Annotated in this window: 10 protein-coding genes; 6 read left to right on the plus strand and 4 right to left on the minus strand. The window is 59.6% G+C overall.

The window, feature by feature from the left end; all coding sequences use genetic code 11:
* Positions 1–60 precede the first annotated feature (60 nt).
* From ACLD1X_RS12470 to ACLD1X_RS12485, 4 genes are all read right to left on the minus strand, one after another.
* Positions 61–810: a FadR/GntR family transcriptional regulator gene (locus tag ACLD1X_RS12470; protein ID WP_223467498.1), complete on the minus strand. Its 750-nt coding sequence runs from the start codon at positions 808–810 to the stop codon at positions 61–63.
* Positions 811–905: 95 nt separating this feature from the next.
* Positions 906–2633 carry an ABC transporter ATP-binding protein/permease gene (locus ACLD1X_RS12475; protein WP_429367985.1) on the minus strand — a complete coding sequence of 576 codons (1728 nt, stop codon included), beginning with the start codon at positions 2631–2633 and terminating at the stop codon, positions 906–908.
* A 97-nt stretch (positions 2634–2730) separates the two neighbouring features.
* The gene (locus tag ACLD1X_RS12480) at positions 2731–3291 is read right to left on the minus strand and encodes a response regulator transcription factor (RefSeq protein WP_034148296.1); all 561 of its coding nucleotides are present in this window, start codon (positions 3289–3291) and stop codon (positions 2731–2733) included.
* Complete coding sequence (locus tag ACLD1X_RS12485) at positions 3284–4546, minus strand: ATP-binding protein (RefSeq protein WP_429367987.1); 1263 nt, start codon at positions 4544–4546, stop codon at positions 3284–3286. Before ACLD1X_RS12485 ends, ACLD1X_RS12480 begins: the two co-directional genes overlap by 8 nt.
* 308 nt (positions 4547–4854) lie before the next feature.
* Here ACLD1X_RS12485 and ACLD1X_RS12490 point away from each other — a divergent pair, with 308 nt between their 5' ends.
* From ACLD1X_RS12490 to ACLD1X_RS12515, 6 genes are all read left to right on the plus strand, one after another.
* Positions 4855–5571, plus strand: coding sequence for an SIMPL domain-containing protein (locus ACLD1X_RS12490; protein WP_429367989.1), 717 nt, complete (start codon positions 4855–4857; stop codon positions 5569–5571).
* 471 nt (positions 5572–6042) lie between these two features.
* A complete protein-coding gene (locus ACLD1X_RS12495) occupies positions 6043–7668 on the plus strand; it encodes an ABC transporter substrate-binding protein (protein WP_429367991.1) in 1626 nt (541 codons plus the stop codon).
* Between the two features lie 301 nt (positions 7669–7969).
* On the plus strand, positions 7970–9571 hold the full coding sequence (locus tag ACLD1X_RS12500; RefSeq protein ID WP_429367993.1) for an ABC transporter substrate-binding protein: 1602 nt from the start codon (positions 7970–7972) through the stop codon (positions 9569–9571).
* 174 nt (positions 9572–9745) lie between these two features.
* The gene (locus ACLD1X_RS12505) at positions 9746–11179 is read left to right on the plus strand and encodes an OprD family porin (protein ID WP_429367995.1); all 1434 of its coding nucleotides are present in this window, start codon (positions 9746–9748) and stop codon (positions 11177–11179) included.
* Positions 11180–11257: 78 nt separating this feature from the next.
* Positions 11258–12853, plus strand: a complete 1596-nt coding sequence (locus tag ACLD1X_RS12510) for an ABC transporter substrate-binding protein (protein WP_429367997.1) — start codon at positions 11258–11260, stop codon at positions 12851–12853.
* 73 nt (positions 12854–12926) lie between these two features.
* Positions 12927–13937 carry an ABC transporter permease subunit gene (locus ACLD1X_RS12515; protein WP_429367999.1) on the plus strand — a complete coding sequence of 337 codons (1011 nt, stop codon included), beginning with the start codon at positions 12927–12929 and terminating at the stop codon, positions 13935–13937.
* The last annotated feature ends 4 nt before the right edge of the window (positions 13938–13941 follow it).

A 13941-nucleotide genomic window follows, 5' to 3' on the forward strand; every position in this document is an offset into this window, starting at 1 on the left:
CTATCGCGAGCAGGCTCGCGATAGCGGTAGTTCAGTCGATGGAGAACAAGGGCAGACTACCTACCCTCGCTGCGCCTCAGCCTCTTCATGGGCATGACGCAACCGCTCGCGGCTGTTGGTCAGGTGCAGGCGCATCGCCGCTCGGGCCGCATCGGAATCCTGACGAGCAATGGCGTCGTAGATTTCCTCGTGCTCACGACTCAGGCGCCCCATGTAGTGCTGCTGGTCGTCATGGGCCAGGCGCGCGGAGTTCAGCCGTGTGCGCGGAATGATGCTGGTGCCCAGGTGGGTCATGATGTCGGTGAAGTAGCGGTTACCGGTGGACAGCGCGATCTCGAGGTGGAAGGCGAAGTCCGACGCCACGGCATCACTGGCGTGAGCGGCGCTTTCATTCAACGCATCGAGGGCGGCGCGCATGTTGGCCAGTTGCTCCGGACTGCGACGTTGCGCCGCCAGCCCGGCCGACTCCACTTCGAGACTGATGCGCAGTTCCAGGATCGCCAGTACATCGCGCAAGGTCACCACGGTGGCCGGGTCGATCCGAAAGCCGCTCGGGCTCGGCGTGTCGAGCACAAAGGTGCCGATACCATGGCGGGTTTCCACCTGGCCTGCCGCCTGCAAACGGGAAATCGCTTCGCGCACCACCGTGCGGCTGACACCATGGGCATCCATGATGGCCGACTCCGTGGGCAGTTTGTCACCACGCTTGAGATGACCATCGCGGATCTGTTCGGACAGCACCGTCACCAGTTCCTGAGCGAGGCTGCGGCGCTTGCGTGGGAGGCGTGGTGCGTCGTTCGGGTTTTCCATGGTGAACATCTGTCTCGAAAAGTTCGGCTGCTGTAACGCGCATCATAGCGCAACACGGTTGTACGATCACCTTACCCCTGTAGGAGCGGTGGTGCTTATGCGGTCACGGTCTGGTCCACCAGATGGCCATTCTCGATACGAATGTGCCGTGGATGGAAGCGCTTCAGACTGCTGCGATGGCCGACGCTGACAATGCTCAGCCCCGGCAACTCATCGATCAGCGCCTGATACAGCGTGGCCTCGTCTTCTTCGTCCATCGCCGAGGTCGCTTCGTCCATATACAGCCATTGCGGTGCATACAGCAGCGCGCGGGCAAAGGCCAGGCGCTGCTGCTCCCCCGGCGACAGCATGCGCTGCCAGTGGTTGGCTTCGTCGAGACGGGCAATCAGGTGCGGCAGGCGACAGGTTTCCAGCACATGCACGTAGCGCTCCTTCGGATAGGTATCGCCGGGCTGTGGATAACTGAGCGCATCACGCAGGGTGCCAATCGGCAAATACGGCTTTTGCGGCAGGAACAGATAGCGCGCCGAAGGCAGGCGAATACTGCCATGGCCGGTCGGCCACAGATGCCCCATCGCCCGCAGCAAAGTCGACTTGCCACTGCCGGAACGACCGCTGAGCATCACACGGTCACCCTCCTCCACGGTCATGTCGGCGTTGCTCAGCAGGTGACGCCCTTCAGCCAGGTCGAGGCCCAGGTTGTGCACCTTCAGCGCTGAGCCCGAATTCTGTACGTCGATGGCCGGCGCACGCCCTTCGTTGTCACTCATGGCCTGGTGGAAGCTCAGCAAACGATCGCAGGTAGCGCGCCAGGAAGCGAGGTTCTGGTACGCACTGATAAACCAGCTGAAGCTTTCCTGCACATTGCCGAATGCCGAGCTGATCTGCATCAGTTCGCCGAGCTCGATCTTGCCGGCAAGGTAGCGCGGCGAGGCAACGATGAACGGGAAGATGATGGCGGCCTGGCTGTAGCCGGCGGTGAAGAACGTCAGGCGTTTGGACACCTTCATGATGTCCCAGAAATTATGCCAGACCATCCCGAAGCGATTGCTCAAGCGGCGATTTTCGTTTGGCTCGCCGTTGTACAACGCAATGCTTTCGGCGTTTTCACGAATCCGCACCATGGAGAAACGCAGGTCGGCTTCGAAGCGTTGTTGTTGGTTGTTCAGGCCGATCAGGCGACGACCGATCAAATGTGTCAGCCAACTGCCCACTACGGCGTAAACCAGCACGCACCAGAACATGTAGCCGGGGATGGTGATGCCAAATACTTCAATGCTGCCCGACACGCCCCACAGAATGATCGAGAACGACACCAGGCTGACGATATTGCGCAGCAACCCGATACCCAGTTCAAGGGTGTTGGAGGTGAAGTTGTTGAGGTCTTCGGAAATCCGCTGGTCCGGGTTATCGGTGTAACCGCCCTGCTCCAGCTGGTAGTAGTTTTTCTCACCCAGCCAGCGGGTGAAATGCTTTTCGGTGAGCCATGCCCGCCAGCGGATCGTCAGCATCTGCGTCAGGTAGAGCCGATACACCGCGCCGACGATCGCCACCGCCGCAATCGCGCAGAAATACAGGATCAGTTGCCAGAACGCGGCCTCGTCCTTCTTTTGCAGGGCGTTGTAGAAGTCCTTGTACCAGGTGTTGAACCACACCGAGATGCCCACGCTGATCAGCGACAACGCAATCACCGCGATCAGCAGTGTCCAGGCCTTGACCTTCTCTTCACTGCGCCAGTAAGGCGTGATCATCGCCCACACTTTGCGAAAAAACTGCCCGCGCACGGCGTCGTTGACCGCGGAATACTCAGCGTTCTGATTCATGGATAAGGCTCGATAAAGAAAAGAACACGCACGAACCGATCATAGATGATCGGTTCGGTTTGTCGCGACAGACGGCCCGCATTCGTTCAGCACCGGTTCAGCGGCGAACAGGACGCTTCTGCAGTTTGCGCTGCAGGGTGCGGCGGTGCATGCCCAGGGCGCGGGCCGTGGCGGAGATATTGCCTTCGTGCTCGGTCAGCACGCGCTGGATGTGTTCCCACTGCAGGCGGTCCACGGACATCGGGTTTTCCGGCACCAGGCTGTCGAGGTCGGCGTGTTCGGACAGCAGCGCCGCCAGCACGTCGTCGGCGTCCGCCGGTTTGCACAGGTAGTTGCAGGCACCACGCTTGATCGCCTCGACGGCAGTGGCAATGCTCGAATAACCGGTGAGGATCACCACGCGCATTTCCGGGTCCATTTCCAGCAACTTGGGCAGCAGCACCAGGCCCGAATCGCCGTCCATCTTCAGGTCCAGGGCGGCGTAATCCGGCAGGTCGGCCTTGGCCAGCTCCAGGCCTTCTTCGGCGGAACCGGCAGTGCTGACGCGAAAACCGCGGCGGGCCATGGCGCGAGCCATGACGCGGGTGAATGTGGCGTCGTCATCGACCAGCAACAAATGCGGCAGTTCTTCGCCTTCGACTTGGATCTCGTCACTCATGTTCGTCTCCTCGGGCGACACGGGGCAGGCGCAGCTCGGTGAGCGTACCGCCTTCCTCATGACTGTAGAGTTTCACTGAGCCGCCGGCGCGTGTCACGCTGGCCTTGCTCAAAAACAGGCCCAGGCCGAAGCCTTTGCCCTTGGTGGTAAAAAACGGTTTGCCGATTTGCTCGGCGATGGCCAGCGGCACGCCGGCACCATGGTCACGAATGCTGATGGTGAGGTTTTCCCAATCCCAGTCCAGCGTCACTTGCAGCCCTTCGGGGCAGGCGTCGGCGGCGTTGTTCAACAGATTCAGCAACGCCTGGGTCAAGTCCGGCGGCGGCGCCATGCGCGGTACTGCGCCCTGGCCCAGGCGCTGGAAGCGATAACTGGCTTCCGGGCGCATCAGGTGCCAGCGATTGAGGGCCTCATCCAGCCAGTCGGTGACGTCCTGCATCTCCACCGCCAATCGGCGATTGGCCTCTGCGGCGCGCACCAGGTGCTGCAGGGTTTCCTTGCACAGCTTGACCTGATCCTGCAATACGCTCAGGTCGTCCTGCAACATCGGATCAGGGTGGTCCTGACGCATTTCCTTGAGCAGCACACTCATGGTCGCCAGTGGCGTGCCCAGCTCATGGGCCGCACCGGCGGCCTGGGTGGCGACGGCCAACAGTTGCTGGTCGCGCAGGCCTTCTTCGCGACGAATGGCGCGCAGTTCTTCCTGACGGCGCAGCTCTTCGGCCATGCGCGCAGCGAAGAACGTGATCACGGCGGCAGCGAGGGCGAAGCTCAACCACATTCCGTATACCTGCAGGTTTTCCCGAGCGATCGGGAAGGTTTGCAGCGGGTAGAACTGTGCCAGCAACAGCGTGTACATCGTCAGCGCGATACCCGACAGGATCACCGAATAACGCCATGGCAACGTCACCGCGGCAATGGTCAGCGGCACCAGGTAATAGGAAACGAAGGGGTTGGTCGAGCCACCGGAGAAATACAGCAATGCGCTGTGGATAAACAGGTCGCAGGCCAGTTGCACGGCGTATTCAAGCTCGGTCACCGGCCACGAGGTGCGCAGGCGGATCGCCGTGAACACGCACAACAGCATCGAACAGCCGAGGGTCGCTGCCAGTTGAAACCAGGGCAACGGCAGCAATTCGAGCCAGTAGGCCAGGCCCACGGAACCGGCCTGGGCGGCCAGCACCAACGTGCGGATGAACGTCAGCCGCCAGAGGTTCTGGCGAGTAGCGGAAGTGATTTGAACGGGGGCGAGCATGAGCTCTCCTGATGAGCGCTCCAGGCGGATCACCGGGAGTATAACCAAGCACGGGGGCCGGCAGGCAAAACTGCGGCAAACGGCCACATGGCTGTCGGTTCTACTGCGACAGTACCGCCGCCTTCGCGAGCAGGCTCGCTCCCACCTTTGGAATGCGCGCTCCAGTGGGAGCGAGCCTGCTCGCGAAGCGGCCACCGCATGCCATCTGTATAGAAGTTGTAACTGTGCGAACCAGCGCATAAAAGCTAGAGTCTGATGGTTTCACGCAGGCTAGGACCGAACCCCTGCGCACCTTTCAAGGAGCCTTCATGCACACATTCCGCCGCAGCGCCGCCCTCCTCGCCCTGAGCGTTGGCACCGTCGCCAGCCTCCCGGCCCTGGCCGCCGACGAGCTTCATTACAACCAGATTTCCCTGCGCGCCGAAGTCAGCCAGGAAGTGGCCCGCGACCTGATGATCGTGACGCTCTACACCGAAGAACAGAACAGCGACCCGGCCAAACTTGCCGCCGACGTCAGCACCACCATGAACAAGGCGCTGGCCCAGGCCAGGCAAGTCAAGGACGTCACCCTGCGCCAGGGCAGTCGCAACAGTTACCCGATCTACGACACCAAGGGCCAGAAAATCACCGGCTGGCGCGAGCGCGCCGAACTGCGCCTGGAAAGCCCGGACTTCGCCGCGCTGTCGAAGCTGACCGGCGAACTGCTCACCGACCTGAAAATGGGCGGCATGGACTTCGCCATCGCCACCCCGACCCGCAAAGCCAGCGAAGACGCCCTGCTCAAGGACGCCGTGACCGCCTTCAAGGCCCGCGCCCAGCTTGCGACTGATGCTCTGGGCGGCAAGGGCTACAAGATCGTCAACCTGAACCTCAACAGCAACGGTTACCCACAACCTTACCTGCGCGCGCCGATGATGATGAAAGCCGCCGCAATGGACGCCGCACCGGTGACACCGGATGTCGAAGCCGGCACCAGCCAGGTCAGCATGACCGCCGATGGTTCGATTGAAGTGCTGATGCCTTGAGTCGATAGCCCGTAAACAAAAAACGGTGGTCACTCACGTGATCGCCGTTTTTTTTGGGCAGTTTTCAGGCATGAGCTATAAATGAATTGTCCACCGAGAAAAGCCGGCAGTTGCACCGGGTGCAACTGAGATTGATTGGCCACTATCGGTGCAACAATAACCACTCTTATTCACGCCATACCCACCGCACAGAACGGGGTATAAATAAGTAACACCCCGCCCTGATCGGGAGCACCCAGCGTTCAGGACGCACCCTAAAAGTGCGTCGCTTGCACCATAAAAAAGCCACGCAAACGGTCAAATGCGTCAGGATTTATACAAATGCGACATTAAGGTACGTTCGTGCCACCGTTTAAGGCTTGTAGTCACTCTGGATCTTGCAATGGGTATGGCCCCTGCATAAGTATCCGCAGGCACGACTCACGAGGTCGTCCTCTAATTCCAAAAATGACAACAAATCATGAGGCCACCATGCTTAAACACGCGGTCATTCCGTTTTTAGTTGGCGCAAGCTTGTTAGCCAGCGCACCGTTCGCCCAAGCAGCGACTAACCTGGTGTTCTGCTCCGAAGGGAGCCCGGCCGGTTTCGATCCAGGTCAATACACCACCGGAACCGACTTCGACGCCTCTGCAGAAACCATGTTCAACCGCCTCACCCAGTTCGAGCGCGGCGGTACCGCCGTTATTCCTGGCCTGGCAACCAAGTGGGACGTCTCCGATGACGGCCTGACCTACACCTTCCACCTGCGTGAAGGCGTCAAGTTCCACACCACCCCGTACTTCAAGCCGACTCGTGAGTTCAACGCCGACGACGTACTGTTCACCTTCAATCGCATGATCAACAAGGATGATCCGTTCCGTAAGGCGTACCCGACCGAATTCCCGTACTTCACCGACATGGGGATGGACACCAACATCACCAAGATCGACAAAGTCGACGACCACACCGTCAAGTTCACCCTCAAGGACGTGGATGCCGCGTTCATCCAGAACATGGCCATGAGCTTCGCCTCGATCCAGTCCGCCGAGTACGCCGCCCAGCTGCTCAAGGAAGGCAAGGCCGCCGACATCAACCAGAAGCCGGTCGGCACTGGTCCGTTCGTGTTCAAGAGCTACCAGAAAGACTCCAACATCCGCTACACCGGGAACAAGGACTACTGGAAGCCGGATGACGTGAAGATCGACAACCTGATCTTCGCCATCACCACCGACCCGTCGGTACGTATCCAGAAGCTGAAAAAGGGCGAGTGCCAGATCACGCTGTTCCCGCGTCCGGCCGACCTGAAGGCGCTGAAGGAAGACAAGACCCTGAAGGTGCCTGACCAGGCTGGTTTCAACCTCGGCTACATCGCCTACAACGTGATGCCCAAGGTCAAGGGGCAAACCGATGCCAACCCGCTGGCCGACCTGAAGGTTCGCCAGGCGCTGGACATGGCGGTCAACAAGCAGCAGATCATCGACTCCGTGTACCAGGGCGCCGGTCAACTGGCCGTCAACGCCATGCCGCCGACCCAGTGGTCCTACGACACCACCATCAAGGACGCCAAGTACGACCCTGAGAAAGCCAAGGAGCTGCTCAAGGAAGCTGGCGTGAAGGAAGGCACCGAAATCGTTCTCTGGGCGATGCCGGTACAGCGTCCGTACAACCCGAACGCCAAGCTGATGGCAGAAATGCTGCAGTCCGACTGGTCCAAGATCGGCCTCAAGGTCAAGATCCAGAGCTACGAGTGGGGCGAGTACATCAAGCGCTCCAAAGGTGGCGAGAACCAGGCGATGCTGATTGGCTGGAGCGGTGACAATGGTGATCCCGACAACTGGCTGAACGTGCTGTTCGGCTGCGACTCGCTGGAAGGCAATAACTTCTCCAAGTGGTGCGACAAGAAGTTTGACGGCATCGTCAAGCAAGCCAAACGCACTCCGGACCAGGCCAAGCGCACCGAGCTGTACAAAGAGGCGCAACACGTCCTCAAAGATGCAGTGCCATACACACCTATCGCTCACTCGACGGTGTTCCAACCCATGCGTGCCGAAGTACAGGACTTCAAGATCAGCCCGTTTGGCTTGAACTCCTTCTACGGTGTCAGCGTCAGCAAATAAGGTTTTGCAACGGCGACGTTTTTGACGTCGCCGTTGCTTTATCTACCGAAAAGCAGGAATTCGCCTACATCCAGATCCGCAGCTGACTACAGCATCGGGCGAGGACGCGTTGCCATTTCCTACGAGTCTTTAGGACTCTACGCATTTACTGCCGGACCCGTGACTCATACCGTCGGGATCCGACCAGTGCACGCGTGGGTCATCGGTTACTGCTGCGTGCATGGCTTGAAATCAGTGATGCCTCTACGTCTGCTGACAGGACGGCGGCTCATTGACAACACTTTGAGAGAAAGGGAGCGTTATGCGCCATACCTTGGTTTTATCCGCATTGCTGGGCACCGGTCTGTTGGCCGCCACTTCCATCAGCCAGGCCGCCAACAACAGCCTGGTGTTCTGCTCCGAAGGCAGCCCCGCCGGTTTCGATACGGCGCAGTACACCACTGCGACCGACAACGACGCCGCCGAGCCGCTGTACAACCGGTTGGCAGAGTTTGAGAAAGGCGCGACCAACGTCGTACCGGGCCTGGCCACGAGCTGGGATATTTCCGAGGACGGCCTCAAGTACACCTTCCACCTGCGCGAAGGGGTGAAGTTTCATACCACCAAATACTTCACGCCGACCCGTGATTTCAATGCCGATGACGTGCTGTTCACGTTCAACCGCATGCTCGACCCGCAACAACCCTTTCGTAAGGCTTATCCGACAGAGTTTCCGTACTTCAACGGCATGAGCCTGAACAAGAATATCGCCAAGGTTGAAAAGACCGGACCGCTGACCGTGGTCTTTACGCTCAATAGCGTGGACGCCGCGTTCATCCAGAATATCGCCATGAGCTTTGCCGCCATCCTTTCGGCCGAATACGCCGACAAGCTGCTGGCGCAAGGCAAACCGAGCGACATCAACCAGAAGCCGATCGGCACCGGGCCGTTCGTGTTCAAGAGCTACCAGAAAGACTCGAACATCCGTTACACCGGCAACAAGCAGTACTGGGACCCGAGCCGGGTCAAGCTCGACAACCTGATTTTCGCCATCAACACCGACGCCTCGGTGCGCGTGCAGAAACTCAAGGCCGGCGAGTGCCAGATCACCCTGCATCCGCGCCCTGCCGACGTGACCGCGCTGAAGAACGACCCGGCCCTGCAATTGATCGAGAAGCCGGGTTTCAACCTCGGCTACATCGCCTACAACGTGCGCCACAAGCCGTTCGACCAGCTCGAAGTGCGTCAGGCGCTGGACATGGCGGTGAACAAGCAAGGCATTCTCAATGCCGTTTACCAGGGCGCGGGACAACTGGCGGTCAACGCCATGCCACCGACCCAGTGGTCCTACGACGACACCATCAAGGACGCCGCCTACAACCCGGAAAAAGCCCGGGAATTGCTCAAGGCTGCCGGCGTCAAGGAAGGCACTGAAATCACCCTCTGGGCCATGCCGGTGCAGCGCCCGTACAACCCCAACGCCAAGTTGATGGCCGAAATGCTCCAGGCCGACTGGGCGAAGATCGGCCTCAAGGTCAAGATCGTCAGCTATGAGTGGGGCGAGTACATCAAGCGCACCAAGAATGGCGAACACGACATCAGCCTGATCGGCTGGACCGGTGACAATGGTGATCCGGACAACTGGCTGGGCACGCTCTACAGCTGCGACGCCATTGGCGGCAACAACTACTCGATGTGGTGTGATCCGGCTTATGACAAGCTGGTCAAGCAGGCCAAGGTCGTCACCGACCGTGACCAGCGCACCCTGCTCTACAAACAGGCGCAGCAGTTGCTCAAACAGCAAGTGCCGATCACGCCAGTCGCCCACTCAACGGTCAACCAGCCGCTGAGCGCAAAAATCGAAGGGTTCAAGGTGAGCCCGTTCGGCCGCAATGTTTTCTCGGGTGTCAGCATAGAAAAATAACCGATTAGCCAGAAATGCCAGGGGGCGGATTTTTCCGCCCTCACGCAGACGCTTTGCCGTCTTTCGCCAATTTGGCCGACAGCAAACGTTTGCGAAGCCATGAACGAGTTCTAAACCAATAGCCGGATCACAAAAAAAGACCGGCATAAAAAAAGAAAGTAAGGAGCTTTACCCATGAAACTGAGCAGCACCGCGTTATTGGCCCTGGCCATCAGCAGCGTAACCGCCACGGCTTACGCAGAAACCCAAAGCCAGGCTTTCTCCCCGGTTACCGTGAACGAGAAAAACGCCCAGAGCGAAGCCACCGGCTTTGTCGAAGGCCAGTCGCTCACCGGCACTACGCGTAACTGGTACGCCAACGAGCAACTGCAACGCGGCGCCAAGTTCGCCTACAAGAAGGACGGCGTTTCGACCCCGACCGATCGCCGGATCAACTGGGTCCAGGGCACCATCCTCAAGTACAACTCGGGCTTCACCGAAGGCACTGTCGGCTTCAGCACTGAAGTGGCGGCCTACAACGCGATCGCCCTGGATCGCGACCGCAAGGACCTGGCGTCCAACAACGGTGGCGCACCGGGCACTCGCCCGGGCGCGGGCAACAACCGTACCCTGACCAAGGAAGGCGGCGACGCTCAAGGCCAGTGGAGCAAACTGGGCCTGGCCAACGTCAAGGCCCGTGTCTCCAACACCACCCTGACCGCCGGCCGCATGAACTTCAGCAGCCCGATGGTCGACGTGATCGGCAACCGTGCTCTGCCTTCGAGCTTCGAAGGTGTGGCCATCCACAGCGAAGAGCTGAACAACCTGGCCTTCGACCTGGCCACCTTCGACCGCAACTCACCGCGTACCGAAGAAAGCCAGCGCAAATTCCGCACCGAATATGCCAATGGCATCGTTGAAACCGACCACGTCTACACCGGCGGTATCACCTACAACCCGCTCGCCAGCCTGACCACCAGCCTCTGGGCGACCCAGGCTGAAGACATCTGGAACCAGTACTACTTCGGCGCCTCTCACGTACTGGGCGATAGCCAGGTACTGAGCCTGACCACCGGCCTGAACTACTACAAAACCAAGGAAACCGGCAAGGCCCTGATCGGTGACATCGACAACGATACCTACTCGCTTTCGCTGGGCCTGACCCACCAGGCGCACAGCCTGACCTTCTCGTACCAGGAAGTGAACGGTAACGAGTACTTCGACTACCTGCACGAAACCAACGGCATCTACCTGGCCAACTCCCTGCTGTCGGACTTCAACGGCCCGAACGAAAAATCGTTCCAGGTTGCCTACGGTCTGAACATGGCTGAATACGGCGTACCGGGCCTGAAGTTCAACATCTACCAGGCTCGCGGCTGGGGCATCGACGGTACTCACTACACCGGCAACGGTGGCGTGGCAGGCAAGGGTTACGACGGCATCCAGATCCAGGATGGCGAAACCCATTATGAATACGGCATCGGCGCGACCTACGCCGTGCAGAGCGGCCCGCTCAAGGCCACCACGATCCGCGGCACCTACACCGCTCACCGTGCCAGCGAAAACCAGGCTGACGGCAGCATCAACGAGTTCCGTCTCGTGACCACGGTTCCGTTCAACATCCTGTAATACCGCTGCCGAACGGCAGGTTCAGCGATGAATCGGCCGTTCGGCTCTTTTCCTTAAACTGATTGCAGAGGGTTCTTGATGAAAATGCTTCCCCTACGTGCGGCCATCGCGGCTGCTTTGCTCAGTGTCGCTGTCGGTGTCTCGGCCAAACCCCTGGTGGTTTGCACCGAAGCCAGCCCCGAAGGCTTCGACATGGTCCAGTACACGACTGCAGTCACCGCCGATGCCGTGGCCGAAACCATCTTCAATCGCCTGGCGGACTTCAAGCCCGGTACCACCGAAGTGATTCCGGCGCTGGCCGAATCCTGGGACATCAGCGAAGACGGCCTGAACTACACCTTCCATCTGCGTAAAGGCGTCAAGTTCCACACCACCGAATACTTCAAGCCGACCCGCGACATGAACGCCGACGACGTGGTCTGGAGCTTCCAGCGTCAGCTGGACCCGAATCACCCGTGGCACAAGCTGTCGAGCGTGGGCTTCCCGTACTTTGAAAGCATGGGCTTCAAAGAGCTGCTCAAGAGCGTAGAGAAAGTCGACGACAACACGGTCAAGTTCACCCTGACCCGTCGCGAAGCGCCGTTCCTGGCCGACATCGCCATGGCCTTCTCCTCGATCTACCCGGCCGAATACGCCGACCAGTTGCTCAAGGCCAACAAGACCGGCGACCTCAACAGCAAGCCGATCGGCACCGGCCCCTTTGTCTTCCAGCGTTACAACAAGGATGCCCAGGTTCGTTTCAAGGCCAACCCGGACTACTTCCGTGGCAAGCCACCGGCCGACTCGCTGATCCTGGCCATCGCGACCGACAACAACGTGCGCTTGCAGAAACTCAAGGCCAACGAGTGCCAGGTCGCGCTGTATCCGAAGCCGGATGACATCCCGAGCATCAAGAAAGACCAGAAGCTGAAGGTCGATGAACTCAATGCCATGACCGTTTCGTATATCGCCATGAACACCCAGCACAAGTACATGAGCGACGTGCGCGTGCGCAAAGCCATCGACATCGCCTTCGACAAAGAAGCCTATGTCAACGCACTGTTCGGCAAGGGCAATGCCACGGTGGGCGTCAACCCGTTCCCGGATACCCTGCTGGGCTTTAACCACAGCCTGAAAAACCCGCCACGTGACCTGGACAAGGCTCGCGCCCTGCTCAAGGAAGCCGGCGTACCGGAAGGCACCACGTTCACCCTGTTCACCCGCAACGGTGGCGGTCCGACCAACCCCAACCCGATGCTCGGCGCGCAGATGATGCAAGCCGACCTGGCCAAGGTCGGGATCAAGATCGACATCCGCGTGATGGAATGGGGCGAAATGCTCAAACGCGCGAAAAACGGCGAGCACGACATGGTTTCCGCCGGATGGGCGGGCGATAACGGCGACCCGGATAACTTCCTGACGCCTATGCTCAGTTGTGAAGCGGCCAAGAACGGAGAAAACTACGCCCGCTGGTGCAGTGACAAGTTCCAGGCGCTGATCGACCAGGCCCGGGAAAAAACCGATCCAGCCGAGCGTGCAGCGCTCTACGAGCAGGCCCAGGTTATTTTCAACCAGGACCAGCCATGGATCAGCATGGCACACACTAGAATGTTTACCGCAATGCGCAACAACGTAGAGGGCTATAACATTAGCCCCCTCACCACGAATAACTTCGCCACCACCCAGGTGAAGTAGATAAGAAAACTCCCGGCATGCCTGACCCAGGTATGCCGGGCACGCCTAACCGGCTGATGAGGTACACCTTACGATGTTTAGTTTTATTGCCCGCCGACTGGGGTTACTGATCCCCACGTTTTTCGGCATCACCTTGCTGACATTCGCGTTGATTCGCATGATCCCTGGCGACCCCGTGGAAGTCATGATGGGCGAACGCAGAGTCGACCCGGAAATGCACGCTCAGGCAATGGAACGCCTAGGTCTGAACAAACCCCTGTATGCCCAGTACCTGGATTACATCGGCAAACTGGCCCACGGCGACCTCGGTGAGTCCCTGCGAACCCGTGAAAGCGTCTGGACCGAATTCACCTCCCTGTTCCCCGCGACCCTGGAACTGTCCATGGCCGCCCTGTTGTTCGCCGGCGTCCTGGGCCTTCTGGCCGGGGTGATCGCGGCACTCAAGCGAGGGTCCCTGTTCGACCATGGGGTGATGGGGGTCTCCCTGGCGGGATACTCGATGCCGATCTTCTGGTGGGGCCTGATCCTGATCATGTTCTTCTCGGTGAGCCTGGGCTGGACCCCGGTGTCCGGGCGGATCGACCTGCTCTACGACATCGAGCCACGCACCGGCTTCATGCTGATCGACACGCTGCTGGCCGATGACGTCGGCGCGTTCCTCGATGCCCTGCACCACCTGATCCTGCCAGCCATCGTGCTGGGTACCATCCCGTTGGCGGTAATCGCGCGGATGACCCGCTCTTCGATGCTCGAAGTGCTGCGTGAAGACTACATTCGCACCGCCAAGGCCAAGGGCCTGTCGCCGTCGCGCGTGGTGTTCGTGCACGGTCTGCGTAACGCGCTGATTCCGGTACTGACAGTGGTCGGCCTGCAAGTCGGCACCCTGCTGGCCGGTGCGGTCCTGACCGAAACCATCTTCTCGTGGCCCGGCATCGGCAAATGGCTGATCGAAGCCATTGGTGCCCGAGACTATCCCGTCGTGCAAAACGGCATCCTGTTAATCGCCTGCCTGGTGATTGTGGTCAACTTCGTAGTGGACATCCTCTACGGCTTTGCCAACCCACGCATCCGTCATCAGCGCTGAGATC

The organism is Pseudomonas sp. 18173, assembly GCF_050432945.1.
In the GTDB taxonomy this organism is placed as follows: domain Bacteria; phylum Pseudomonadota; class Gammaproteobacteria; order Pseudomonadales; family Pseudomonadaceae; genus Aquipseudomonas.

Excerpts from the sequence above, each read along its gene's own strand:
- ACLD1X_RS12500 (WP_429367993.1), top strand. The coding sequence starts at position 7,970 with ATGCGCCATACCTTGGTTTTATCCGCATTGCTGGGCACCGGTCTGTTG.
- ACLD1X_RS12495 (WP_429367991.1), top strand. The coding sequence starts at position 6,043 with ATGCTTAAACACGCGGTCATTCCGTTTTTAGTTGGCGCAAGCTTGTTA.
- ACLD1X_RS12505 (WP_429367995.1), top strand. The coding sequence starts at position 9,746 with ATGAAACTGAGCAGCACCGCGTTATTGGCCCTGGCCATCAGCAGCGTA.
- ACLD1X_RS12475 (WP_429367985.1), bottom strand. The coding sequence starts at position 2,633 with ATGAATCAGAACGCTGAGTATTCCGCGGTCAACGACGCCGTGCGCGGG.
- ACLD1X_RS12470 (WP_223467498.1), bottom strand. The coding sequence starts at position 810 with ATGGAAAACCCGAACGACGCACCACGCCTCCCACGCAAGCGCCGCAGC.
- ACLD1X_RS12515 (WP_429367999.1), top strand. The coding sequence starts at position 12,927 with ATGTTTAGTTTTATTGCCCGCCGACTGGGGTTACTGATCCCCACGTTT.
- ACLD1X_RS12480 (WP_034148296.1), bottom strand. The coding sequence starts at position 3,291 with ATGAGTGACGAGATCCAAGTCGAAGGCGAAGAACTGCCGCATTTGTTG.
- ACLD1X_RS12485 (WP_429367987.1), bottom strand. The coding sequence starts at position 4,546 with ATGCTCGCCCCCGTTCAAATCACTTCCGCTACTCGCCAGAACCTCTGG.
- ACLD1X_RS12490 (WP_429367989.1), top strand. The coding sequence starts at position 4,855 with ATGCACACATTCCGCCGCAGCGCCGCCCTCCTCGCCCTGAGCGTTGGC.
- ACLD1X_RS12510 (WP_429367997.1), top strand. The coding sequence starts at position 11,258 with ATGAAAATGCTTCCCCTACGTGCGGCCATCGCGGCTGCTTTGCTCAGT.